General features: G+C 47.0%; 17 protein-coding genes. 9 read left to right on the top strand and 8 right to left on the bottom strand.

Annotation, left to right across the window (positions count from 1 at the left end):
• Window positions 1-186 precede the first annotated feature (186 nt).
• From MH117_RS13810 to acnA, 7 genes are all read right to left on the bottom strand, one after another.
• Window positions 187-1596: a hypothetical protein gene (locus MH117_RS13810; protein ID WP_239329337.1), complete on the bottom strand. Its 1410-nt coding sequence runs from the start codon at window positions 1594-1596 to the stop codon at window positions 187-189.
• A gap of 127 nt (window positions 1597-1723) precedes the next feature.
• Complete coding sequence (locus tag MH117_RS13805; protein WP_239329336.1) at window positions 1724-6742, bottom strand: S-layer homology domain-containing protein; 5019 nt, start codon at window positions 6740-6742, stop codon at window positions 1724-1726.
• A gap of 35 nt (window positions 6743-6777) precedes the next feature.
• On the bottom strand, window positions 6778-7296 hold the full coding sequence (locus MH117_RS13800) for a phage tail protein (protein ID WP_239329335.1): 519 nt from the start codon (window positions 7294-7296) through the stop codon (window positions 6778-6780).
• A gap of 18 nt (window positions 7297-7314) precedes the next feature.
• Window positions 7315-7818: a phage tail protein gene (locus tag MH117_RS13795; RefSeq protein ID WP_239329334.1), complete on the bottom strand. Its 504-nt coding sequence runs from the start codon at window positions 7816-7818 to the stop codon at window positions 7315-7317.
• Window positions 7819-7845: 27 nt separating this feature from the next.
• Window positions 7846-8346 (bottom strand): phage tail protein, encoded by a 501-nt coding sequence (locus tag MH117_RS13790; RefSeq protein ID WP_239329333.1) that lies wholly within the window; start codon window positions 8344-8346, stop codon window positions 7846-7848.
• Between the two features lie 3 nt (window positions 8347-8349).
• Window positions 8350-8856 (bottom strand): GNAT family N-acetyltransferase, encoded by a 507-nt coding sequence (locus tag MH117_RS13785; protein WP_239329332.1) that lies wholly within the window; start codon window positions 8854-8856, stop codon window positions 8350-8352.
• Between the two features lie 230 nt (window positions 8857-9086).
• Window positions 9087-11813, bottom strand: coding sequence for an aconitate hydratase AcnA (gene acnA, locus MH117_RS13780; RefSeq protein WP_239329331.1), 2727 nt, complete (start codon window positions 11811-11813; stop codon window positions 9087-9089).
• Between the two features lie 378 nt (window positions 11814-12191).
• On the opposite strand from acnA, the gene MH117_RS13775 reads away from it, so the two are divergent.
• From MH117_RS13775 to MH117_RS13740, 8 genes are all read left to right on the top strand, one after another.
• Window positions 12192-13187, top strand: coding sequence for an amidase domain-containing protein (locus MH117_RS13775; RefSeq protein ID WP_239329330.1), 996 nt, complete (start codon window positions 12192-12194; stop codon window positions 13185-13187).
• Window positions 13188-13290: 103 nt separating this feature from the next.
• Window positions 13291-14400 (top strand): D-alanine--D-alanine ligase, encoded by a 1110-nt coding sequence (locus MH117_RS13770; protein WP_239329329.1) that lies wholly within the window; start codon window positions 13291-13293, stop codon window positions 14398-14400.
• Window positions 14401-14648: 248 nt separating this feature from the next.
• Window positions 14649-15440 (top strand): hypothetical protein, encoded by a 792-nt coding sequence (locus MH117_RS13765; protein ID WP_239329328.1) that lies wholly within the window; start codon window positions 14649-14651, stop codon window positions 15438-15440.
• Between the two features lie 274 nt (window positions 15441-15714).
• Window positions 15715-16164 (top strand): hypothetical protein, encoded by a 450-nt coding sequence (locus MH117_RS13760; protein ID WP_239329327.1) that lies wholly within the window; start codon window positions 15715-15717, stop codon window positions 16162-16164.
• 446 nt (window positions 16165-16610) lie between these two features.
• Entirely contained in the window at window positions 16611-16934 is a 324-nt protein-coding gene (locus MH117_RS13755; RefSeq protein WP_239329326.1) for a hypothetical protein, read from the top strand.
• Between the two features lie 463 nt (window positions 16935-17397).
• A complete protein-coding gene (locus tag MH117_RS13750) occupies window positions 17398-18354 on the top strand; it encodes an ABC transporter permease (protein ID WP_239329325.1) in 957 nt (318 codons plus the stop codon).
• Between the two features lie 15 nt (window positions 18355-18369).
• The gene (locus tag MH117_RS13745; RefSeq protein WP_239329324.1) at window positions 18370-19284 is read left to right on the top strand and encodes a carbohydrate ABC transporter permease; all 915 of its coding nucleotides are present in this window, start codon (window positions 18370-18372) and stop codon (window positions 19282-19284) included.
• Window positions 19285-19466: 182 nt separating this feature from the next.
• A complete protein-coding gene (locus MH117_RS13740) occupies window positions 19467-21092 on the top strand; it encodes an extracellular solute-binding protein (protein WP_239329322.1) in 1626 nt (541 codons plus the stop codon).
• Window positions 21093-21215: 123 nt separating this feature from the next.
• Here MH117_RS13740 and MH117_RS13735 read toward each other — a convergent pair whose 3' ends face one another.
• Window positions 21216-23495: a helix-turn-helix domain-containing protein gene (locus tag MH117_RS13735; protein WP_239329321.1), complete on the bottom strand. Its 2280-nt coding sequence runs from the start codon at window positions 23493-23495 to the stop codon at window positions 21216-21218.
• A 284-nt stretch (window positions 23496-23779) separates the two neighbouring features.
• Here MH117_RS13735 and MH117_RS13730 point away from each other — a divergent pair, with 284 nt between their 5' ends.
• Complete coding sequence (locus MH117_RS13730; protein ID WP_239329320.1) at window positions 23780-24784, top strand: asparaginase; 1005 nt, start codon at window positions 23780-23782, stop codon at window positions 24782-24784.
• Window positions 24785-24821 lie beyond the last annotated feature (37 nt).

Genomic DNA, 24821 nt, shown 5'->3' with positions numbered 1-24821 from the left:
CCCGCTTCCATTTATGGTACGGACTGGTCTCCAGATTGTTCAGCAAGGCCATTATATATAATTGACTGATATAAATATATTTATTTGATGCGATTGGCGCTGCAGCCTGCGCAATTAAGCAGCATGTCTAGCTCATGTTTGGCAGGCCGCGGGGCGTTGTGTGGCGCTGAATAAATGAGAAGCTTACTACCTGAATAGAAGCAATAGAATAGCTGTAATTGTAGTTGCAGTCAAACCTATAAGAACTGGAACAAGATTACGACGTGCTAGCTCAAACGGGCTAATTCCGCAAATGGCAGCGGCAGGGATCAACGCCCATGGAATTAGGGTGCCGCCCCCTACCCAGATAGATGCGATTTGCCCTAGGGCGGTCAACGTGTCGGTACCGCTGCCCATAGCTGCACCGAACACAGCGGAAACCGAACCTGCCAGTGATATGCCGGAGAAGCCAGAGCCGTCTAGGCCAGTAATAGCACCTACAGCGGTCATCGTAGGTGCACCAACAGTTGGATGAAGCGGGACCGTATGCGCCAGTGCTGCGCCGAGATCGTTGACGATGCCATGTGATCCAGAAGGCAGCACGCTGCCGTACAGTTCTGTAAAGGCGGAGTCGCCTAAATAGAAGAAAGCAGCGATCGGAATGACAGGTCCAAATACACGGAATCCAAAAAGGAAACCATCCACCAAATAAGAGGTCGTTTGCTCTAAAGCACGAAAGCGATGAGTCAGAATACATATCAGCACGAGAATTAACGCAGCGGTTCCGCCAACGAGTGCAGTTGCTGCACCGCCTTGAAGATGGAACCGGAACAAGATTACGACGTCGATTGTAAACAGGAACACAATCGTTAACGCCATGAATTGCTTCAGACGGACAGACAACGGTACACGAGGAACATCTAACTCGCTGTACCCGCTCGATGCAGTAAGGCCTGAAGACATATTCAATTTGCCGGACTTCATATCCCGGCGTATGAGCCAGAAGGCAGTAAACGTCGTAACGACACCCATCACGAGCACTAGCGGTATACTTGCGGAAATAACACTGGCTACTGGGAGGCCGGCTGCTTCTGCTGTAAGCTTAGGCGCACCTTGAATAATAAAGTCACCTGAGAGGGCGATTCCGTGACCGAACAGGTTCATCGATATCGCCACTGCTAGCGCAGGCAAGCCGACTCTTACCGCTGCAGGCAGCAGCACTGCGCCAATAAGCGCTACTGCTGGGGATGGCCAGAAGAATAATGAGATCACCATCATAACGATACCGAGCGTCCAGTAGGCAAGGCTCGGACTGCGCATGAAGCGTGTAAAGGGAGACACAAGCGCTTCATTAATACCGGAGGCGAGCAGCACGCGGCTCATTCCTACAATAATCGAGATAATTAGAATAGTGCCTAGCAGTTCTTTAATGGCGTAAACGAAACTGGAAAATATACCGCTGACCGCAGTAATAAGCGAGCCGTCTGCCATCCATCCGAGGGCGAGAATGCCCAGAATACAAATCAGCGTTGTATCCCTCCGACAAATTAGAAAACCGATGATAAGCGCGACAAATAGGACGTATACACCGTGTATAGCTGCAAGTTCTATTCCCATAGGACACCTCCATGAATGGGCTTTCATCATGCTGCATTATCATATGCATAAGCCTATTTGAGGGGAAGTAAGTTGTCTCATTCGTGAAACAGCCCTTCTGCCAGTAACGGACAGAAGGGCTGTTATACTACTTTTTATGAATTATTCTGTACAGGATAGCTGCTGTTTCTGCTCTAGTTGTCTGTTTATGCGGTCGATAGCTTCCGTCTTGATAACCCGTAAGAATATGGGTGTTGGATAAGATTTGGACTGCCTCTTGCGCCCAGACCGGGATACGGTCTGCATCAGTAAATTTAAGCTTGCTGACTGGAGCAGTCGGCGTAAATGCACGATAGATCATGGCTGCCATTTCGGCACGAGTGATGATGGCATGCGGCTTAAATTGCCCGTTATCATATCCTTTCACTATGGCTCTGTTGTATAACCGATAAATAGAAGCCGCTGCCCAATCAGGAATCGACTGTTTGTCCGTAAAGCCAGGTGCTGATGCAGCCCCTTCTAACTGGAGGAGTCTGTCCAGCAGGACCGCAAATTCTGCACGTGTGATTGAGTTGTTTGGACGGAATGTGCGATCCTCGTACCCGTTAATGACCTTATCCTTGACTAGACTGACAATGTATTCCTTCGCCCAATGACCTTCAATATCGCGTAATGAAGTATCCTCCGGCAGTATTGGACCAGTGCCGTCTCCGCCGCCGGTGCTGCCATTGGAATTACCATTCCCATTGTTGCTAGATCCGTCTGATCCGGTAGTACCACCATTATTCCCAGATCCTGAACCTGAATCTCCACCAGATCCGTTGTCCCCACCCGAGCTTGCAGGTGTGACGGTGGTGAGGTAGCTGGTCGTATTGTTAGCGGTCTGTTTCTCGTCCCCGCCGCTAACAGTTGCACGTGCCGTTAACGTTGCTGGAGCGTTGGACGCAACCTTGACCATGACGACTAGAACGGGGGCAGACTTGCCGACATCAACAGTTCCATTGTAAACGCATGTGCTGGTGGTCATGTCACAGATCCATTGCGAATCGCCAGCCTTGACCAGTGTTAGATCAGAAGGCAGCTGCACCTGCACAGTTACAGGTGCTGTCGTTGCGGATGCGCCTTTATTGTGGACAGTGACTCCATATTTGGCATCGCTTTGTCCTTGCTTAAAACTGCCGTTTGGACTTAACTGGATCGTTAAGTCTGGCAGCTGTTTAATGGCAGCTTGCAATGATGCCTTATTGTTGGCACCGTTAATTTCTGCACCCCCGCTTACTTCCGCTGCTATCGAATAGGACGCCAAGGCATCCCAAGGAATGTTAAAGCGAAGCAGAAGGGTAGGGAAGGATTCGCTTTGCTTTAGTTCATCCGCCCGTGTACATTGCTTTTTGGCTAGGTCGCATGACCAGCCGCTTCCTGCTACCGTGAGCAGCTGCAGCTCCTGTGGGAAGTCCAACTGGACATGTACAGGTCCAGTCGTTGCGCCTTGTCCATAGTTAGCCACTGTGACCGTCATCTCGGCCTGCTGCTGGCCTTGCTCATATGTTCCAGACGCTTGTAATAATGCTGTCAGATCTGCTGCCGCTGTAATCGCGGTGTGCGCCTCAGCATTACTATTGGCTGAATTAACCTCACCGCCGCCGCTTACTACTGCCTTGGCAGTCAGCGTGGCAGGGGCATCGAGTGCAACCGCGACGGTGGCGATAATGTCTGGATAGTTATCCCCGCTCTGTACGGCGTCGCTGCGCGTACACTGGGTTGTCGCTGTGTCACAGGTCCAACCTGCTCCTGCGAGATGCTTTAATAGCAGCTGTGACGGCAGTTCAAGCTTGGCAGTTACGCTGCCTTCAGAAGGACCATTACCTGCATTGGACACCGTCATCCTATAGGAGGCATTCTGCTGCCCTTGGCGGAAGGTACTGTCCGCTATGAGTGTAGTTTTCAAATCAGCCAACTGCTTGACTGTTACATTTTTGCTAACCGTGTTATTGGCGTTATTCACGTCACTGCCGCCTTGAACTTCTAAGCTGATTACCGCTGCTGCTGATGCATTACTTGCAATGCGGAAGAACGCTTCCACCTCTGATGCAGCTGCGCCTGCAACGATTACGCCAGAGTAAGAACAAGAGCCGGTGTTGACATTACATGACCAACCCGCACCGTAATTCCAGCTGTCCAGTGTCCAACCAGAGGGAGGGGTAACTTTCAGCGTAATCGTGCCTGAAGAAGAGCCTGTACCGTTATTTTGAGCAGTTAGCAGTACCTTGGCACTGGTCTGGTCCTGTGCGTAAGGTCCAACTGCTGTGATAGATGGTACGAGATCTGGCTTCTGCGCTACTTGAACGATATATGCTGCCGAATTATTGGTCGTGTTCTGCTCACCGCCACCTGATGCGGATGCTTTTAACTCAATGGATGCCGGCGCGGTTGGGTCTACTGCTAACTCGGCCATTATCGTTGATGAACTATGTGCTGGGATGGCAGTATTCCGTGTACATATTTTTGTTGTCTTATCACAGATCCAGTCATTCCCGCTTAGCCCAGTCAATTGAAGTCCCGGTGGAACTTGAAGTGCCAAATTAATGGTGCCTACTGTAGCGCCGCCGCCTTCATTACGAACCTCGACTTTTACCAATTTGCCGCTATCTCCCTGATTAAAAGTATCATTTGATTGCAGCAGGAGAGAGATGTCCGGTACTTGTTCTACAACAGCCAAATGTGAAGCTGTGTTGTTGGCCGTGATGGTATCTCCGCCACCAGCAATGGATGCATTCACAGATACGCTGGCGGGTGCATTGGCTGCAACCATCACCTGTGCTGTAATGATCGGATAGTTGGCTCCAGCTGGAAGTGAATTTGTACGTGTACAGGAGGAGGTTGCAACTGAGCAGGACCATCCTGACCCACTTAATCCAGTAAGCGTAAATGCTGCTGGTGTTGTGAACGATACCACAACTGGCGAGCCGTCCGTCTTAAAGGATCCTTGATTTGTCACACTAAGTGAATAAGTTCCTAATTCATTCTGACTAAATGTTCCTTGCGGGACGAGACTAAGAGTCAGGTCTATGCCGGACTCAATCAGAGTTGGGTCTTCGACACTATTATTCATCGGATTGCCGTCTCCGCCGCCAGATACTTCAGCACGGTTGATGGCAGTTGACGGTACACCATTTACGTTCACAAGTAGGGTAATTGGCGGATATTGACCCCCTCCAGCCAGAACATCGCTGCGTGTGCATGCAGTAGCTGTACCAATTGCACATGTCCACCCTGCGCCTGTGATAGACGTGGCGATAAGGCCTGGCGGTAGCAAGTCTGTCACCGTGACTGGCCCTGAAGTAGCAGCAGCACCTATATTTTTCGCAATCAGCGTATAGCTGGCATTAGTCTGCCCCTGCTTAAAATTGCCAGTATGTGTCTTCGTAAGCGTCAGATCAGGTATGGCAGTTATAGTCACATCGATAGAGCGTGTGCCGATTCTTCCATCTAATGCGGTAGCCGTTAATAAAACATTTGCTGAACCGGCTTTACCTGGGATGGTACGTATTTCAAGCACCCGTTCTTGGCCCGACCCCGTGATAGTTGTACTGGCAATCAGTGCAGGATCGTAGGTCACGGCGGTTACGTTTACGACTTGGCTCACATCTCCGACTCGAAATGGTATTTGTAGAGAACCGCCGCTCTGGACACTCTGCCCAGGAATCGGAGATAGGGTAGGATGCGCCTCGATAGCTCCTATATCAACTGTTGCAGTTGTATCTGGATCAGCACTATCTAAGATCCGTGTGGTCCCGTACATATCTACAGCGGTTAATACAAGAGAGTTGCTGCCGGCATCAATAGCTGGACTATCCATCTGTAATGGAATATATGGCAGCTTGCCAGGAAGTACAGCTAACGGTTCTAGGCCAGCACTGTTGACATTGAGTTGATTTCCAATATCGGTAATTAAGGTCCCGTGGCCTGGTCCGATTAAATTATGCTGAGCAGATTGTATGGCTGCTCCTGCGATATTGCCACCGCTGCTCGTATTCTCAGCAACAATATTATTATGCAGCGATAGTTTGGGATTGCTCGCTTGCACCCATAGGCCGCCACCGGCGGCAACGGCTTGATTGTGCACAATCGTATTCTGAGCCAGGGTCACGGGTGATCCTGATTCCACGCTAATCGCCCCGCCGCTGGCAGAAGAAACGTTGCCGACAAATGTGGACTGCACGACACGTCCGGTTGTAGAAAAAAGAGTTAAGGCGCCGCCGCGACTGCTTGTATTGCCAGAAGCAATATTATTGATAAAAGAAGAATTCTCGATATTAATGTAACTTGGTGTCGAGGCGGAAAGACTATCCGCGTATATCGCTCCACCAGCACGTGATGCTGTATTATTGGAAAATACATTATTTTGGAGGTTAGCAGTTATGGTGCCCGTAATAAACACTGCCCCCCCGTTAGAAGTGGAACGATTCTGACTAAAAGTTGTGCCGCTAATAATCAAGTGTGCGCCGTTGCTGCCGCCATAGTAAAGGGCAGAGCCGCCGACGTCCAAGCTTACTCCGCTTTCTTTGGACTCTATATGCTTAAAGATGGAGTTGCGAATGGTCAAAGATCCATTACTTACATAAGCGGAAATACCGCCGCCGTATTCGTCTTTCCCTTTGGCATTTTGCAAAGTTACGTTTTCAATTGTAACGTTAGCATTCATCAAGGGATCGTCCGGCGAATGGGAACTCACCAACTCGAAGATTCGATCTATGCTGCTCGCAGGGGAACTGCCTGCTTGAATGACTACTTGAGAAGGATCTGGCGTCATTCCCCTAATTGTTACAGAGCTGTGGATGTCCAGATCTCCAGCAAGTCCAGTATGGTCAGTACCTGCAAGAGTAAGCGTATAGAGACCAGGCGGGACCAAAATGATGGTGAGATCAGCTGTGCGGTTGCTCTCCATAATTGCTGCACGCAAGCTGCATTGATTGAAGCTGTCTAGACATTTTCCATCGCTGCTACTGACATCAACTGTATCCGCGAATGAATTAACTTCAAATGTAGCACTGCCAGCGGCTTCTATAGCCGGCAGTTCTAAGGGAAATGTTTGAATAATCAGCAAGATGGATAGAACGATTCGGACCAAGAAGACAAAGGCACTTCTCGGCTTACTTTTACGCATGCGGTAAAGCTCCTTTCTGCACTCAGACTACAAGACTAACTTCGTGGGGGGTATACCCCTTCTAGGGAAATGATATAGTTCATTACCAAATAAGGCTGCATGTTGTTATGCGCTTGATTGCCACCGGAACGCTGTACAGTGGATGGAGACATGGATACATCTGCCGTGCTTTGATACAGATTCGGCCGCGGCTTCTTGGAAGACTCAGCCCAAAGGTTGGGAGATGGCTTCTCTTGATTAGCCCCCTTGGTAAACTGTGGAGCATGCGTATGCGCCGGAATCTCTGACGCCAATAGGGTCACAGTCTCGTCGCCGCCAGTGCTGCCGATCGAATAACTACTAAGAGATACTCCTGTTCCTTGATGAATTGGAGCTTTGCCCTGCATATTAGGCAGTGCAAAGGTTGTCTTGCCGTCTCCGCCATACGTTGTTCCTATTATGGAATACAGAGGGGCATTTGATCGGATACTTAGAAGCTGTCCGTTGCATAAGGCCCAACCCACAGGTGCAAAGTTACCTGCAAATATTCTAATTTCACCTACATATGGATCCATTAATGTGTCCTCCTCAGATTAGCTGCGGCTTGGATAAATACCAACAGTGGCAATACAGAATTGTAAACTAAGGTAAGGCTGCATGTTATTATGCGGCTGGTTGCCTCCTGCTGCAGCCAGCGCATTGACGGACATCAAGTCGGGAGCTGCCGTCAGAGGTGCATAGCTGTCCGTAACCGGTGCTGCCCATACGTTGTCCTGCGCGGATGGGAGTGATGGTGGCTGTGAACTCGCGCGAGCCGTGTGTGTATGTACAGGCATTTCATTAATCGTTAGCGTATGCGCTGCTTCTCCCTGAGACTGTCCGAATGGATGAGTTGGGCTTGTATGAATAGGAACTCTTCCTTTCAGGTTGGGCAGTGCAAAGGTATTTCTGCCGTCTCCGCCATAAGTAACGCCAAGTAGAGAATATAAGGCCTGGTTGGTATTAATATTGAGTAGTTGTCCTTCACATGGTAACCAGCCTTTAGGGGCAAAGCCATATGGGAAAAGACGGATTTCTGCCAAAAAGGGTTCTGACATGAGAATACCTCCTCCTGTGAATCGTAATTAGCCTTGGCTAGGGTAGATGCCGAATAAAGAGATGATAAAGTTGACCGTTAGATAAGGCATCATATTGTTATGGGGATGATTGCCGCCTGTTGGCAGTATACTTGCCGGACTCATTGTTCCCGCGGGTGCTTGGTCCCCATAAATGGCGCTGCTTGGGGCCGCCCAGACTGCGTTCTCAGGGCTTTGCTGCATCGCCTGATCATTCGTGGAGACGATGCCGTGGCTATGAACTGGAAGTTGTGCCGACGTAAGTGTTACCGTCTCGGTTCCACTTCTGCTGCCCAGTGGGTACGTGGGTGTATTATGAATAGGGACACGGCCACGAAGATCAGGCAGTGCAAAGTTGGTCTGTCCATCGCCTCCATAAGTAGTACCAAGCAGCGTAAATAAAACCTCATTTTCTGAAATAGATAACAGTTGTCCATTACATAGCGCCCAGCCTTGAGGGGCGTAACTGCCTGAGAACATGCGTATTTCGCCAATATAAGGTTCTGCCATATGTTAATCTCCTTTCAAATAAGCGCCATCTATGACGGTTGGTATGTATTCCATCGGAACATAAGGATATTGCACGACAGGATGAGACTCAAAGCCTAACTTTTCATACCATGTTTTTGCTTTTCCTTGTATGTCTGCATGCAGAAAGACAGAACGATTGGCATCATAAGCAGATTGCATTATAGTGCGCAGGATATGGGTCCCATGACCCTGATCTTGATGTTCTGGAGCAATAGCGATATCTAAGATGTGAATATGACTTGCATCTTGATGAATAATAAGCCGTCCGATTGGTTGGGCGTCAAGCTCAATGATGCTGCATTCTAAGTGGGGATATCGCTGCTGATAGTCGTACATTTGGAACGCTAATTGCTGTTGGATAAACGCTTCAAGCTCAAGTTGAGGCCAATTCCATACTACAAGCTCGTTCCGTTTAACTACAGCGGCTAACTCGAACAAGAGAGGGTGACCCGGCTCGACAAGCTTTGTGACAGCGTTTATTATAAACACCTCATTTCATCATTAGATTCATAATATGAATAGTACAGAGCTAATTGTAACAAAAGTGCGTCGTTCTGTGTCAAAAAACGGAAAAAAATATAATAAGAAATGAATAATCATACTTAAATCTAGCTATTTAGTACTAGTAGGAGGTTAGTGATGGTCGGTTCTGCTGCCAATATACATAACAAAGCACCTGCGGTTAGATCCGCAGGTGCTGTTCAAGGTTAAGCTATTCATTAAGCATGAGTGCGCTCGCTGGCAATCATTTGACGAAGAACGGTTTGTAGAATACCACCATTATGGTAGTAGTCTACATCTACCATGCTGTCCAGTCGGACGCAAGCGTTAAATTCAAATGTCGTACCATCCTCGCGAGTAGCTGTCACTCGAACTTCTTGACCTGGCTGTACGTCATTGGACAGGCCAGCGATATCGAATTTCTCGCGTCCTGTAATTCCTAATGCCTTCCAGCCTTGGCCTTCTTGGAATTGCAGCGGGAGTACGCCCATGCCAACCAAGTTGGAGCGGTGAATCCGCTCGAAGCTTTCTGCGATGACAGCCTTGACGCCAAGCAGGAGCGTGCCTTTTGCGGCCCAGTCGCGCGAGCTGCCTGTTCCGTACTCCTTACCCGCAATAACGATCAAGTTATTGTCTGCTGCCTGATACTTCATGGAAGCATCGTAGATCGACATGACCGCATCATCAGGCAGGTAAGTTGTTACACCACCCTCTGTACCAGGTGCGACTTGGTTGCGGATACGAATGTTCGCAAACGTGCCGCGCATCATCACTTCGTGGTTACCACGACGGGAGCCGTACGAGTTGAAGTCTTCGCGTTTCACGCCATGCTTGATCAAGTACTCGCCGCCAGGGCTGTCTGCCTTAATATTACCTGCTGGGGAGATATGGTCCGTCGTAACAGAATCGCCCATCAAAGCCAGGACATTTGCATTCTTGATATCTGCAATATCAGCCAAGCCATCACCCAAGTTCGAGAAGAACGGTGGGTTCTGGATATATGTTGAGTTCTCATCCCACTCGTACAGCTCTCCTTGCGGCACAGGGATAGAATTCCAACGTTCATTTTGTGTAAATACATGCTCATACTTGTCACGGAACATCTGAGGTGTGATCGCTTGGGCTACTGCCTGTTTGATCTCATCGTTAGATGGCCAGATGTCCTTCAAATATACAGGTTGATCGTTCTGATCATAACCGATCGGGTCATTAGCCAAGTCAATGTTCACCGTACCAGCCAGCGCATAAGCAACAACCAGCGGCGGAGAAGCCAAATAGTTGGCTTTCACTTGCGCGTGAACACGGCCCTCAAAGTTACGGTTACCAGACAATACTGCTGCCACTGTCATGTCATTATCCGTGATTGCCTTGCCGACTTCATCAGGTAGTGGACCAGAGTTGCCGATACATGTTGCGCAGCCATATCCGGCTACATGGAAGCCAAGTGCTTCGAGCGGATCGATTAGGCCGGCTTTATTCAAGTACTCGGTAACAACAAGTGAACCCGGCGTCAAGCTGCTCTTCACATATGCTGGCTTCTTCAAGCCGCGTTCAACGGCTTTCTTGGCTACTAGGCCAGCGCCGATCATTACACTCGGGTTGGATGTGTTCGTACAACTCGTAATCGCCGCTATTACGACAGCACCTGTGCCGAACTTACTTACTTGACCGTTCGGATGTGATATCGTTACTTCTTCTGCGATCTTCTCATCGGACAAGCCATAGCCGCCCTTATCGATAGGTGTACGAATGATATCGTTGAAGGCTTGCTTCATGTTAGCCATCTCTACGCGGTCCTGAGGACGCTTTGGTCCTGCCAAGCTTGGCACGATAGAACCAAGGTCAAGTTCAATCGCATCCGTAAATGATGGATCTGCTGTCTCATCTGTACGGAACATGCCTTGCGCACGATAATAGGCTTCAACCAGTTCGATCTGATCTTCTGTGCGGCCTGTGCTGCGCATATAGTTTAAGGTCTCGCTGTCTACGGGGAAGAACCCGACAGTAGCGCCGTATTCTGGGGCCATGTTGGCTACAGTAGCGCGGTCAGCCAAGCTGATGTTGGACAACCCTGGTCCGTAGAATTCAACGAACTTGCCAACAACACCTTTCTTACGCAGAATCTGTGTAACTGTCAGTGCCAGGTCAGTCGCTGTGGCGCCTTCAGCCAGTGTGCCTGTCAGCTTGAAGCCAATAACTTCAGGCGTTACGAAGTAAAGCGGCTGACCGAGCATGCCGGCTTCGGCCTCAATACCGCCGACACCCCAGCCAACAACACCAAGACCGTTAATCATCGTCGTATGAGAGTCTGTACCTACAAGTGAATCCGGGAATACTTCAGTTGCGCCGTCAACCGTCTTGGTTGCTGCCACGGAAGCCAAATACTCCAGATTAACTTGGTGAACGATACCTGTTGCAGGTGGTACTGCTCGGAAGTTGTCAAATGCAGTCTGAGCCCAGCGAAGGAAGCGATAACGCTCCTCGTTGCGTTCAAACTCTACGTTCATGTTATATTCAAGCGCATCCTTTGTGCCGAACGCGTCAACCATGACAGAGTGGTCAATGACGAGATCAACAGGCACAAGCGGATTGATCTGCTTCGGATCGCCGCCAGCTTTCTTAACGGTATCGCGCATTGCCGCGAGGTCAACAACGACAGGTACGCCTGTAAAGTCTTGTAGAACGATACGTGCGGGAATAAAAGGGATCTCCTTGTTCTCGTCACGGCCTTCTGCCCAATTTGCAATCTGTGCGACATGCTCTGAAGTGATCGCGTGACCATCGAATTGACGGATTGCGGCTTCAAGGAGCACCTTAATCGAAAACGGCAGGCGGGATATGCCATTAAATCCTTGTGTTGTAAGGGCCTCCAAGCTGTAGTAACGGTAAGACTTGGTTCCGACGCTCAATTCGCGAGCTGCGGAGAATGCATCTGTTCTTGCCATAATAGTACCTCCTCCATGGTTGTGTTGATGACTGATAGAGCGGGTTGTGTGTAAAGTAGGGCAACTCATCCAAATTTTCGTACACGTTTCACTAGATGGAACGTGATTTCATATTTTTATTCGTACTCTCAGTATAGCGTTTATTAGAAATTTGGTAAAGGTTTTTTGCTGCAAAATAATGCCTAAATATTTGATTGTGGCTTAACATTCTGCCAACTTCATCATGACCTCATCATGCGATCTGCATGACCCGCATACAATGAACTAACTGATCAAGCTTAAGATGGGCATGCTCCTTATACTAAAGCGGTCCTGCCTGTCTAATTAAGAAAGGTTCTATTAATGAGACGCAAGACGCGGAACAAGGAGGCGTGAATGATGCGGCAGGCATGGAAAAATACGCTCTATTTATATGTAGACCAGCATAATCGGCATGAGGTGGACGATCGGCATCAGACACTCCATGCCCCAATTACCGATATGGACTACACACTGCGAATGAGTGAACGAAGCAGACGTTTAAAACTTTGGTATCGGGAACGCGACACTTCTCCTCTCAAAAGCCAAACCAAAGCGAAGCTGGTCCGAACTCGAGAGGGAGAGGGCGAAGTGACGGTAGATATGGAGTTCCATGTACAGCGAGAGGCAGAGCAGCAGGGAACAACATTTGTAGAAGAACGTATTGATCGAGAGCGAATCACACTGACGAGAGAGGGGGAAAGCTGGATTATCTCGCAGATTGATCATCCTCAGATAGAGCGGCATGTGCGCAATATACAACTGGGGACAGAACGTGAACAGGGGCAGTTATCACCTCCGCTGCCGTACTTGAATATGGATGTTCTAGGGTCCGTTAAGACGGTAAAATCTTCGCCTTACCTTAGGGAGAAGGCTGTTCAGTATGCTGAACAGTGGTGGAATGAGCCTAACCCGAGATTTTTGTCATTTGAGGTCGATTGCACCAATTATGTCTCCCAATGTCTCTTTGCAGGCGGGGCGCCTATGAACTATACTGGTAGGAGAGAATCGGGCTGGTGGTATAAAGGCATGGTGAATGGCAGTGAAGGCTGGAGCTACAGTTGGGCCGTATCGAACAGCATGGAGCGGCTTCTTACCTCCAGTACGACTGGGCTGCGGGCTGTGGCTGTTAAGCATGCTAGTGATCTGCAGTTGGGTGACGTCATTGCTTATGATTGGGATGGCGACGGCCACTACCAGCACAATACGATTGTGACCGCATTTGATAAGAATGGAATGCCGCTTGTTAACGCACATACGAACAACAGCAGGCACCGTTATTGGGATTATCAAGATTCCTATGCATGGACAGAAGCGACTCAGTATCGCTTTTTTCATATAACTGACTTCTTCTGACTGAACAGGCTGGACACGTTCCGATTAGCGGGCTGGTAGCGGGCAGGACGGATAGACGTCATAAGAGAGAACTATTGGCGCTACAGCGCTGACGGAGGGACTTATGGGACAACAAAGAGTAATGCGCGTCGGCATCGTGTACGGCGGCAAGTCGGGAGAGCATGAGGTATCATTATCGACTGCTTTTGCGGTTATGAAAGCATTTGATTATGACAAATACGAACTTGTACCTTTCTTTATTACAAGGTCGGGCGAATGGCGCGTCGGCGAGCCGCGGCATGCACCATTTCAGGACATATCGGAACTCACGCTTCTTTCTTCGAGTGGTGGAACTGTACGAGCAATGGAACTGCTATTTGCGGGCTTGGATAGCAGCAGAGAAACGGCACCGAGCAAGACGCTTGATGTTATCTTCCCATTGCTGCATGGTACTAACGGAGAAGACGGTACGATTCAAGGCTTATTTGAGATGGCGAACCTGCCGTATGTAGGAGCAGGCGTGCTTGCTTCCTCTGTAGGGATGGACAAAGCCTTTATGAAGCAGGCATTTGCTCATGCCGATATTCCACAATGCAAGTACGTTCACTTTATTGTAAGCGAGTGGAAACGTGAGCGTGAACAGGTGCTGCTTCATACTGAAGCGGAGCTAGGCTATCCTTGCTTTGTTAAGCCAGCGAATCTGGGCTCATCGGTTGGTATATCCAAGGCTCGTAATCGCACGGAGTTAATTGCCTCCATTGAACTGGCCCTGCAATACGATCGCAAAGTGATTGTGGAGGAGTTCGTAGATGCACGAGAGATTGAAGTGAGTGTACTGGGCAACGACGAGCCTAAACCTTCTGTGCCAGGTGAGATTATTTCCGCACACGAATTTTACGATTATAAGGCAAAGTACACAGATGGCAAGTCCAGCATGGCGATTCCGGCGCCGATAGACAGTGAGCTGACGGAGCGTATTCGTGAGCTGGCAGTAAAGGCTTACCGTGCTATTGACGGTTCAGGCTTGGCGCGTATTGATTTCTTTGTACGCCGTTCGGATATGGAAGTATTTATTAATGAAGTAAATACGCTGCCTGGATTTACACCATTCAGCATGTATCCGCTTATGTGGAAAGAAACCGGCCTGCCTTATCAGGATTTGTTGGATCAATTGATCCAGCTTGCGCTTGATCGTTTTGAGGCGAAGCAGCAGCTTCATTATGAAAGTGTTTAATTTCTATTAACTGCACTTATTATACACACAATTAACAATAATACTCCTTATGTGGGCGACAAGCTGGATGAGTACAACCAGCATCCACATAAGGGGTATTTTTTATGCCCGTTTACTACGCTCTTGTGTACGTTAATGAAATTTAATTTTATACTCATGTTTTATTAAGAAGGCCGGCTAACGCTAATGCTATGCCGTGGTTAGATATTTCCATAACGCCATGAGTAAGTGATGCAGGAGGAATGAGAATGAACAAGTACGTGCGGTTGTTGTTGGTGGCTGCCTTAGTTAGTGTGCTGCTGCCTATTGATGCTTGGGCAAAGAATAGTACGCCAGAAGTAAACTTTGCCGAAGCTGCACAACCTTCTGACAAGGTGACCGATACAGAGCAGATGCACGGCGCCAGAAAGGTCAGAATGATGAACATCGATAAGGCATTCGTATCGCTTGGACTCGGTGAAGATGCAATGAAGAAAGCTATGTCCAAAGGCCAATCATTAGTCGAATACGCTGCTGCAAACGGCGTATCGCGCAGCCAACTTTTACAAGCACTGAGTGACCAGTTGGAGCGGCAGCTACAGCAGGAGCTGCAGCAGGGCACAATTACAAACGAGAAAGCGGCTCGAATTAAGGCATCTATGACAGCAAAGCTGGAACGGATGATTGATCGCAAACATAGTCTTGCAGAGTTGGCAAAGCAAGAAAGCAAACGGAAAATTTTTAAAGACTCCCTGCATGCTGTATTAGGACAGATTGGTCTTAGTCAGGCAGAGGTAAGAAAAGCAGCTGCAGCAGGACATTCTCTTGGCGACATGGCGGCAGCTAAAGGAGTAAGCAAAAAGAAGCTTAGATTGCTGTTCAAATCGCAGGTTGAGCAGCGAGTCGAAGTAGAAGTAACGGGTGGCAAATTGACCGCGGAGGAAGGTGTACGGACTAAAGCAAGAATACTTTCACACATGGACAGATGGATTGAGGGGCATCACGATAATCGGGATGGCCAGCACGGACAGCCAATGAAGAAGGCGGAGCCTAATGCGTAAATAACGGATAACGATAACTTAACTTTGCGTACAATGGAGAGCGTGAATTCTATCTGTTGTACGCTATTTTTATATGTTTTTAAGGTTGGACTCATGTTTAGTTAAGATGTGAACCATATACTTATTCTTATTCAGTGAAATATCTGAGCAGATCTTGGTTAACACGGTACGGCCCTATTTTCATTGGCATTGCCTATCAACTGAATGGATATTACCCTACCTTCATGGATCATAAGATAAACAATCGAACTATTAGCTGAGGAGGAAGTAAGTTATGACGAAATACGCTAGACTTATAGCCATTACGATTTTGTTAGGTATGATGATTCCAGCTAACGCTTATGCGGAGACAACTGCATCTACATTATCATTATCGAAAGATAAACCCACAATAAGAACAGGAACACCAAACCAGCGTACAGATTCAGCCCCAAGTAAGCAGCCTGCTGCAACGGTTAACGTCAGCAAACAGTTAATGATGCTTGGACTAGGACAGGATGCTTTACGTCAAGCCATTCAGAACGGAAAGTCATTAGGTGAGTATGCAAGCGATCAGGGGATTCAGCCAGATCAACTAACGCGAGCGATGACGTTAGAGATGGAGAATCAGCTTCATGAGCAAGTCCAGCATCATCAGCTGTCCACTGAGCAGACAGCCAAGCTTCAACAGCACATGACACAGCGTATTCAACGTCTAATTGATGCCAAGAGGCAGCAGCCATAAGTTGATCTAATAATGAGCGAGAGCGGCTTTCTACAAAATGGGATTAGGAAACTCAGTTCTAGTTAGTACAAACGTTGGATGCAAGTCACACTGTTTTTGTTTAGTACATGAGGCCAATGAATACACAGTGTTCTTCGCTGCTTGCCAGTTGGCAGCGGTTCACATAGATAACGAAGACGGCCGCGGCCGTCTTCGTTGCGTTAGGTCCAGTGCAACGTTCGGGTACAAGAGAAATGCTGATTTCTATTCGTAAAATGCAAGGCATATCTATATAACATCAGAAGTTTGTGTATATCTATTAGCTCAGACAGTGGCAGGTTGGTTCTAATCAGCGATGTTGGACAGGGCATCCCTTATTTCTTGAACGCAGGTAGCAGACGTTCGGTTTGCCTTCTTTTCTGTATTCATGGTTCAATAGAAAGAAGAACAGTAAAGGAGCGGTGAAGATGGGATTCTCTACGGAATTTAATTCTGTTTGTAAATTCAAGACTGATCAGGAATTGTACGAGCTGCTGGAGTATGGACGCGGCAAAATGAAAAAAACGGGACTGCGTATCTTCCCGACAGGCCAGAAAGTCATTGCCTATAGTTCTGCAAATGTGGCTGTTGCGATCGTAAAGATTGTGGCCTCGATTGCAGAGATTAATTTTCAAGGCGAAGAAGTAACAGAGGTGGAGATGGAACTGGTTCGGAAGTTAACGTCAGAAGAGTCCCATGTCCAGACCGCGCTGGCACACGAAATGTTTTTCGGCGAACCTAATCGCAAATAAATAATGTTCTTTTTAGCGTCAATTGTCACGAGGGATTGTGACAATTGACGCTTTTTGATGTGGCAAAAGCGAGTGCAAATTCGGCTTATTGACAACAAAATAAACACATTCAGCCTCAGAGGAAGCGTTGTCATTTGAGTGTTAAAAGTCCATAAAATCCTTATGTACCAAGGGTTATGGCTATCAAAAGCACGAAGCGAAAACGACATATTTACGTTGTGCAAAGAAGTGGCCTACAATTGTCAATGTAAGCGCTAGCAACGATGCGATCTTAAATAGCTTGACTGTTGAAAGCCAAGCAACAAGGTGTAGTTGATGGACATCGTTTTGGAACATATCAACGATTTCACATCATGTTGTAACCGCTTTCTATAATGAAGGCTAGCTGCTTCCATTATAGATTGATGGAGAGATATACAGAGAAAAGAGAAAGCCTAACATTTGAAAGGAGGGAGTGGACACGATGCAAGAGAACGCACAAGGAGCAGCCAACGTGATTCAGAATCCAGGCAAGAACAACAAGACAGTGTGGAAGAGGATGCTTCAGAACTGGGAACTGTACTTATTTATAGCGCCAGCATTTCTTTACTTCCTTATTTTCCATTATGGTCCGATGTACGGCATTCAGATTGCCTTTAAGAACTTTATCCCAACGAAGGGAATCTGGGGTAGTCCATGGGTTGGATTCGACCACTTTACACGATTTTTTGAATCGTATTACTTCTGGGATTTGTTGTGGAATACGCTCAGCATTAGTTTATACGAGTTAGCAATTGGGTTTCCACTGCCGATTATTTTGGCCTTAGCGTTTAATGAGGTAAAGGATGGATTCTTCAAACGAAGCGTACAAACGATTACTTATGCACCACATTTCATTTCTGTCGTTGTTATGGCGGGAATTATTATCACATTTTTGTCGCCGTCTACTGGCATTATCAATCATATTATTCAGTTTTTAGGATTTGATCCTGTCAACTTTTTAACGGAACCGGCTTGGTTTAAAACCTTGTATGTGTTGTCGGGTGTTTGGCAAGGGACTGGGTGGGGAACGATTATTTATCTCGCTGCCTTATCGGGTGTTGATCCTCAGCTTCATGAAGCGGCAATTGTGGACGGTGCAAGCCGATTTAAACGGATTTTGCATATTAATATTCCGGCCATTACGCCTACGATTACGATTCTGCTTATTTTGAATATGGGCAGCATTCTAGGTGTAGGCTTTGAGAAAATTTTGCTTCTGCAAAACTCGCTTAATATGGGTGCATCTGACGTCATTTCCACCTTTGTGTACCGTTCCGGTCTTGTAGATGCACAATACAGCTTCTCAACTGCAGTAGGATTGTTTAACTCAGTCGTAAACGCAATTTTGCTGATTACCGTTAACCAAATCGCACGACGCACCGGCAACAGCTTGTGGTAGAAGGAGGGTGGCTATATGGCAGCCGTAGCTGTAAAGGAATCAAGAGGAGATAAAATATTCGTTATATTAAACTACATTTACTTATCGATTGCACTTCTTATCGTGTTGTATCCTGTACTGTATATCATAAGCGCGTCTATAAGTGATCCGAAGTATGTAAATTCAGGTGAAATGTGGCTATTACCGAAAGGCATTACATTTGAAGGGTATCTAAGGGTATTTGAAAATTCAAAAATATGGTCTGGTTATGGAAATACGATTCTGTATACGACCGTAGGAACGTTAGTCAACTTGTTTGTGACCTTGCCAGCGGCTTACAGCTTAAGTCGAAGCGACTTCGTCGGACGTGGATTCTTTATGGGGATGTTTATGGTCACGATGTTCTTTGGCGGCGGTTTGGTACCAGGTTACCTGTTAGTCAAAAATTTAGGTATGATAAACAGCATGTGGGCACTTATTTTACCTGGTGCAGCTTCAGTGTGGAACATCATTGTGGCGAGAACGTTTTTCCAGTCGACTATACCAAAAGAGCTGCAAGAAGCGGCACATATTGACGGTTGTACCAATATGCGCTTATTCATTAAAATCGTACTCCCGCTGTCTGCGCCGATTATTGCCGTTATGGCTTTGTTCTACGGTGTAGGACACTGGAACAGTTACTTTAGTGCACTCATTTATTTGAACGAGGAATCAAAGTATCCACTGCAAATGATTCTGCGCCAAATTCTTGTTCTGCAAGAGATGTCGGCCGAAACAACCGGCGCTGCGATCAACGCATCGGTAGCTTCTGCGCTGAATAATAAAGCGGATGCGGCATCACTCTTGAAATATGCGGTCATAATTGTATCAACCTTGCCGGTGGTAGCTGTCTATCCGTTCTTGCAGCGCTACTTCGTACAAGGGGTGATGATTGGATCTGTAAAAGGCTGATTTTACGGGTAAAGTTATCGATATCCTAACAGAAGTTCAGCCAACGCTGGTCTATGCATCATCGTCTGTAGGCAATTGTACTATTGAAATACGAGGCTAGGTAATAACGTAGGCCAGTGCCTATGATTATTATAAATGCTTGTCAATTGCAAGAAAGACCACACAAAAGGGAGGATCTTTACATGCCAAAAGGAAGCAATGCTGTCATGGGACATAAAAAGATATGGGCAATGTTATTATCCATGACTCTTCTTATCTCGTTATTATCTGGCTGCGGCGGTTCATCCGACAAAGCTGCGGAGAATGGAAGCACAGGCAGTGAGGCAAGCGCCAATCTGAATATGGATGGCTTCCCAATCGTTAAGGAGCCAATCACGTTAACGATGATGGGGCAAGACGTAGGGATGCAGAACTGGCAGGACATGGAATTCTTCAAACAAATGCAAGAAAAAACAGGCATTAAGTTTGATTTCCGCAATGCGCCGCTAGACAGCTTTGATACGAAGCGCAACCTTGTATTTGCAAGTGGTGATTATCCTGACGTATTTTTCTCCGGTCAGTTGAAAGCAGCTGATGAAGTAAATTACGGTGGTCAAGGCGTACTCATTCCGCTCGAAGGGTTGATCGATAAGTACGCACCTAATCTGAAAAAGATACTGGATGAGCATCCTGACATCCGCAAGTCTATCACAACACCAGATGGTCACATTTACGCTTTGCCGAACATTGATCTTGATGCTGGCTGGTATCGTGGTCCAATCTGGTATAACGGGAAGTTCCTAAAAGCATTGGGCATGGATAAAGTGCCTTCCACCACGGAAGAATTGTATACCTATTTGAAACGAGTCAAAGATGAAGATCCGAATGGCAACGGTAAGAAAGATGAAATTCCATTTGTGTCCGTCAAGCTTGATGATGTGCGGATGTGGCTGCTAGGCTCATGGGGCATCTTTAATGAACAAATTTATGCAGACAGAGAAGATAAAGTGCACTACACGCCGATGGAACCTGGATACAAAGAATATCTCACATTCCTGAACCGTCTCTGGAACGACGGCTTGCTTGATAAAGAAACGTTCTCGCAAACGGACGAGCAGAAGAAAGCAAAAGGGAAAAACAACCAAGTGGCCTTATTCTCTGACTACCATGCTTACTTTACATTAGGTGGCGAGCCAAGCCAAGATGATCCAATGTATGCACCTGTAAAAAGTGAAGTAGTCGGTTCGCCAGTAGCTGCAAAGCACCCTGGACTTGTCAGAGGCGTATTTGCAATTACCAACAAGAACAAGCACCCGGAAGCAACGATGCGTTGGGTTGATTACCTTTACTCAACAGAAGGTGCGGACCTGATTAGCAGCGGACCAGAAGGCGTATTGTGGAAATATACGAATAAAGCTGATTTTACGAAAGAGAAGTTGGAAGTGCCTGGCGGTAAAGACCGTGAGGAATACCGTGCGACATTAACACCGGATTATGGTGTGGTACTGCCAAAAGTCAGCAATGAAGATACGAAGCGCGGCTTCGAAGACGACTTTGCACGTTGGTTGAAGAAAGAAACATCTGAGAAGATAGATCCAATTAGCAAAGTACCGTTCCCTAGTGTATATCTATCTCAGGATGAACAAAGCGAAGCATCGGCTAAGCTGTCCGATCTTGATACTTACGTCAAGCAAATGGAAGCAAAGTTTGTTACTGGGCAAGAGCCGCTCGCCAACTGGGATAAGTATCTCGAGACATGTAAGAAGATGGGCGGCGAACGCGTCGCTGAAATCTACCAAGCTGCATATGATCGTTGGAAGCAAGGATAAGTACAAGTAGGAAGTACATCTTTAAGCTTTCTTCACAAACTACCCCCTAGTTTGTTAAAGAATAAAATCCCCGGGATGAGCGTTCATCTCGGGGATTTGACTTAACAGGTCATACATATCACGCTAACAGTCTTCGACTGTGCTGGCAATCTCGTCGGAAGCAAAGAGCTTGCGGTATTGCCCAGGTGTGTGGCCTGTCTCTTTCTTGAACTTGCGGATAAAATTAGGCGTATCCAGATAACCGACACGGTTGATGATGTCCTTGAGTGAATCCGTAGTCGTCAACAATTGACGAATGACTTCCTCCATGCGCTTCTGCCAAATGTATTGAGAGAAGTTCGTGCCGACCTTCTCCTTGAATGAGCGGCTGAAGTAGGAGGATGAAATCGCATACTTGACCGAGATCGTTTCCAGACTCAGTGTGTAGTCGGTGTAGTGCTCATCGATATATGCGACGATCTGATCCATTAAGGAACGTTCTTCTTTAACTGTTTTTTGTTCCACTTGCGAGCAGATTTGGGCCGCGAGCCGCAGCAGCTTCTGCTCCAATTCTTCCAGTGAATCAAAGGAAGTAACATTTGGCAGGTCCTGCACGACATCGTTGATGCCCATCTCCGAGGCTGTCTTCAGCATTGTGTTTAAAATATCAAAGCAGATGCAGCGCAGCAACGGTACAGTCAGTTTTTCGGTTTTTACGTTAGCAAGTGCATTTCCGACCATATGAATGGCAACATCGTGGCTGCCTTGTTTTAGGCTTTGGGCTAACTTCAAAAGCACATCCTTCGGTATCCAGAACGCATGATCCTGCGAATAGGAAAGCTTATCGAAGAAGGTGACACTGCCTTTGCCGTTGACCATACGGCATTCGAATGCAGATGAAGCTTCAATGTAGGACTGGTTTAATTGCTCCAATGCTGTGTAACAGGTGCCTACACCGATTGCAGGAATCAGATTGGAGCTTTCCATCACGCTGATGCGTAGTGCTTCAACGATCTGTTCCATACGAGTGTTCACCGGTATGGCCAGCTCAGTAGTAAAGCTGATGAGAAGAGCCAATTGGTCAGGCTGCGGCAGCTCGATGCCATAAGCATGGGCTTCATATTCTGGAATTTCTACTTCGGTCAGCAGTTCCATAATAACCTGTCGCTCATGAAGGTCGTCTTGAAGTCCTGGCGTCCCGTCCCATCCCATATGAATGACAAAGTGGTGGGAACGATCTAAATGGATGCCGAGTTTGTCCATTAAATCTGGATTCAGGCTGCTCGAATTACCATGTTTCAACATCATAAACAAAAATTGATTGCGAGCGTACGGTTCTTGAATGTCAACACGAGAGCTATAGTCGTGCAGCGTTTTTTGAATCCATTCCAACTCATTGCTCGATGGAGAAGGAATTCCGGATACTGATTCCGTGTTCAACTTGGCGAACTGCATCAGATTAAATATCGGATGATATTGCCTTCTAGCCAGCATAATGGCAATAACAGTGCCTGCAAGCACTACAATACAGAACACATACACAATGATCGTCTGGATATGGAAAATGCGACTGAAAAACTGGGCGCTTGGCATGGATGTCACATAAGTCCAGCCATTTACCTCCGACTTAATCGAGACGACGGAATGCTGTTCATGGTTCAGCATCGTGTTGTGAATCCCAGGGCCAAGTGCGGATAGCAGCTTAATATCCTGTTTGGAATTCAAGGTACCATGATTGTTAGCGGCCAAAACCTGACCGTTTGTATCAAAGATGTAGCTGTTACCTTGAAAATTATCCAAGATGGACTCAATCAGGTCAGTAAGCATAGACTCATTTATCCAATACATGATAGTGCCGTGTGGATAAGGACTATTGGGAGTTATCGGTACCAAATAAGCAAGCTTGGATTCCTGCACCGAGTTCCGATTTACCAATTCCGCTGGACGCATCGTTGGAACATTCATATTGTTTAAGTCTTGAACGAATGCTTCCTTCGTCCAATTGTGGAACATATAAGACTTGGTGAATACGTCCAGGTCTGTTAAACCCTGAGATGAATAGATGACTTTGTCTCCTCTAAAATAGAGGAACAGTTCGTCGATGATAGCACTTGTCACTTTGTATTTATCTAGAGCGCTAATCGCGTCTCTGCTGAAATAAGGATGATGAACCTGATAAGAGCTTAACTGTTCATCAAAAGCGATACGTGTCGCAATGTTCTGAAGCTCTTTCATCCGATCGTCGATTGACTTTTTAGCTTGAGTTAATTGGTTCACATTTGTTTGTTCGATCTCGGAACGGAGGTTGTTGACAGCATTTTGATATATAAAGACAGTCAGGATTACCAACGGGATGAGACAGATCGACAAATAAGAAATAATATACTTGAGCAGAAGCTTGGACTTAAAGTGATTCCATTTCATTTGGCGCCTCCTGTAAGTCTTTGTGTATTCGGTTCCATTCTGTTCATGAAAACGCATTCCTTAATGAAAATATTAGGGTAGCGCGTGCGATAAATCAATGAATTTTAATTTTTGGTCGTGAAAATAGATCAGAAGATTCATTTTTGAAAGGCACATTTAGTAGACAGGCAGGAAAATATTTAGGCAATAAGGAATTGTTGTACAACTATAAAAGATTGGATGAACATTCCAGACTCAGATTCGCGCCGAAGTAGAGGAACAAAAAAGATGGAGGTGTCGCAAGCATGAAGGCATTTACAGAGTTAGTAAAAGAGTATCGTGCAGATGTGCTGGAAAATGTGCATTACGGTGCAGTTTGCATAGTTAATGAACGTGGGGAAGTTGTCTATCAGGCGGGCGATCCTGACCATGTCGTATTTTTGAGGTCAGCAGCCAAACCATTCCAGGCGATCCCCGTCATGAAGCGAAGGATTGAACATGTATATGGCCTGACGGGAGAAGAGGCCTCTCTATTTGCGGCCTCACAGAGAGGAGAGGCCTTTCATATTGCGGCATTGGAGTCGATCGCACGAAAGACGGGCATATCGGAAGAGCAGCTATATTGCTGCCCTTCGCTTCCCCTTAATGAACAAGCAAAGGCGGAACGAATTCAACGCGGCGAGACGAAGCGCCGTATTTTTCACAACTGCTCAGGTAAGCATATGGGACTCCTTGCGCTGTGTAAACATATGGATTGGGACGAGAAGTCTTATTACAAGCCGGAGCATCCTGTTCAGCAAGAGATTCTATCGGTGATTGCTGCAATGACAGAGGTTCCTAAGGAGCGGATAGCGGTTGGCATAGACGGTTGTGGTTTACCGATTCATGCTGTTCCGCTGCACACGATTGGCCGCGCTTATTTGAAACTTGCTTGTCCTGATTTGATTCATGAACATAATATCCGCGGGGCCGCGGAGCGGATAGCCACACTGATGAACGAATATCCGACTATGATTGCGGATACTCACTTTGTTTGTTCGGCGCTTTTGAAGGATGCAAATATTTCGGCGAAGGGCGGAGCAAAGGGAGTATACGGCATCGGCTTGAGAAAAGAACGGCTTGGTATCGCTTTAAAGGTATCTGATGGATCAGAGCAGGTATGGCCATGTATAATCGCTTCAATTCTAGAACGGATTGGCTATGATAATTCAGATACGATTGCTAGGCTGTACGAAATTGTTCCTAATACCATCTACAATGATGGCGGCTTGATTGTGGGTGAACGAGAAGCGGTGTTTGAATGGGTGTAAGAGGCGTGCACAATCAGCAGTATACAGGCACTGCTGT

It is taken from the genome of Paenibacillus sp. ACRRX (genome assembly GCF_022346885.1).
GTDB lineage: Bacteria > Bacillota > Bacilli > Paenibacillales > Paenibacillaceae > Paenibacillus_B.
The sequence above is the reverse complement of the archived record's forward strand: the minus strand, read 5'-3'. Positions and strand labels throughout refer to the sequence as shown.

Coding starts and splice junctions, on each gene's coding strand:
- MH117_RS13805 (WP_239329336.1), bottom strand. CDS start 6,742: ATGCGTAAAAGTAAGCCGAGAAGTGCCTTTGTCTTCTTGGTCCGAATC.
- MH117_RS13810 (WP_239329337.1), bottom strand. CDS start 1,596: ATGGGAATAGAACTTGCAGCTATACACGGTGTATACGTCCTATTTGTC.
- acnA (WP_239329331.1), bottom strand. CDS start 11,813: ATGGCAAGAACAGATGCATTCTCCGCAGCTCGCGAATTGAGCGTCGGA.
- MH117_RS13765 (WP_239329328.1), top strand. CDS start 14,649: ATGAACAAGTACGTGCGGTTGTTGTTGGTGGCTGCCTTAGTTAGTGTG.
- MH117_RS13755 (WP_239329326.1), top strand. CDS start 16,611: ATGGGATTCTCTACGGAATTTAATTCTGTTTGTAAATTCAAGACTGAT.
- MH117_RS13795 (WP_239329334.1), bottom strand. CDS start 7,818: ATGTCAGAACCCTTTTTGGCAGAAATCCGTCTTTTCCCATATGGCTTT.
- MH117_RS13800 (WP_239329335.1), bottom strand. CDS start 7,296: ATGGATCCATATGTAGGTGAAATTAGAATATTTGCAGGTAACTTTGCA.
- MH117_RS13760 (WP_239329327.1), top strand. CDS start 15,715: ATGACGAAATACGCTAGACTTATAGCCATTACGATTTTGTTAGGTATG.
- MH117_RS13790 (WP_239329333.1), bottom strand. CDS start 8,346: ATGGCAGAACCTTATATTGGCGAAATACGCATGTTCTCAGGCAGTTAC.
- MH117_RS13770 (WP_239329329.1), top strand. CDS start 13,291: ATGGGACAACAAAGAGTAATGCGCGTCGGCATCGTGTACGGCGGCAAG.
- MH117_RS13740 (WP_239329322.1), top strand. CDS start 19,467: ATGCCAAAAGGAAGCAATGCTGTCATGGGACATAAAAAGATATGGGCA.
- MH117_RS13730 (WP_239329320.1), top strand. CDS start 23,780: ATGAAGGCATTTACAGAGTTAGTAAAAGAGTATCGTGCAGATGTGCTG.
- MH117_RS13735 (WP_239329321.1), bottom strand. CDS start 23,495: ATGAAATGGAATCACTTTAAGTCCAAGCTTCTGCTCAAGTATATTATT.
- MH117_RS13775 (WP_239329330.1), top strand. CDS start 12,192: ATGCGGCAGGCATGGAAAAATACGCTCTATTTATATGTAGACCAGCAT.
- MH117_RS13750 (WP_239329325.1), top strand. CDS start 17,398: ATGCAAGAGAACGCACAAGGAGCAGCCAACGTGATTCAGAATCCAGGC.
- MH117_RS13745 (WP_239329324.1), top strand. CDS start 18,370: ATGGCAGCCGTAGCTGTAAAGGAATCAAGAGGAGATAAAATATTCGTT.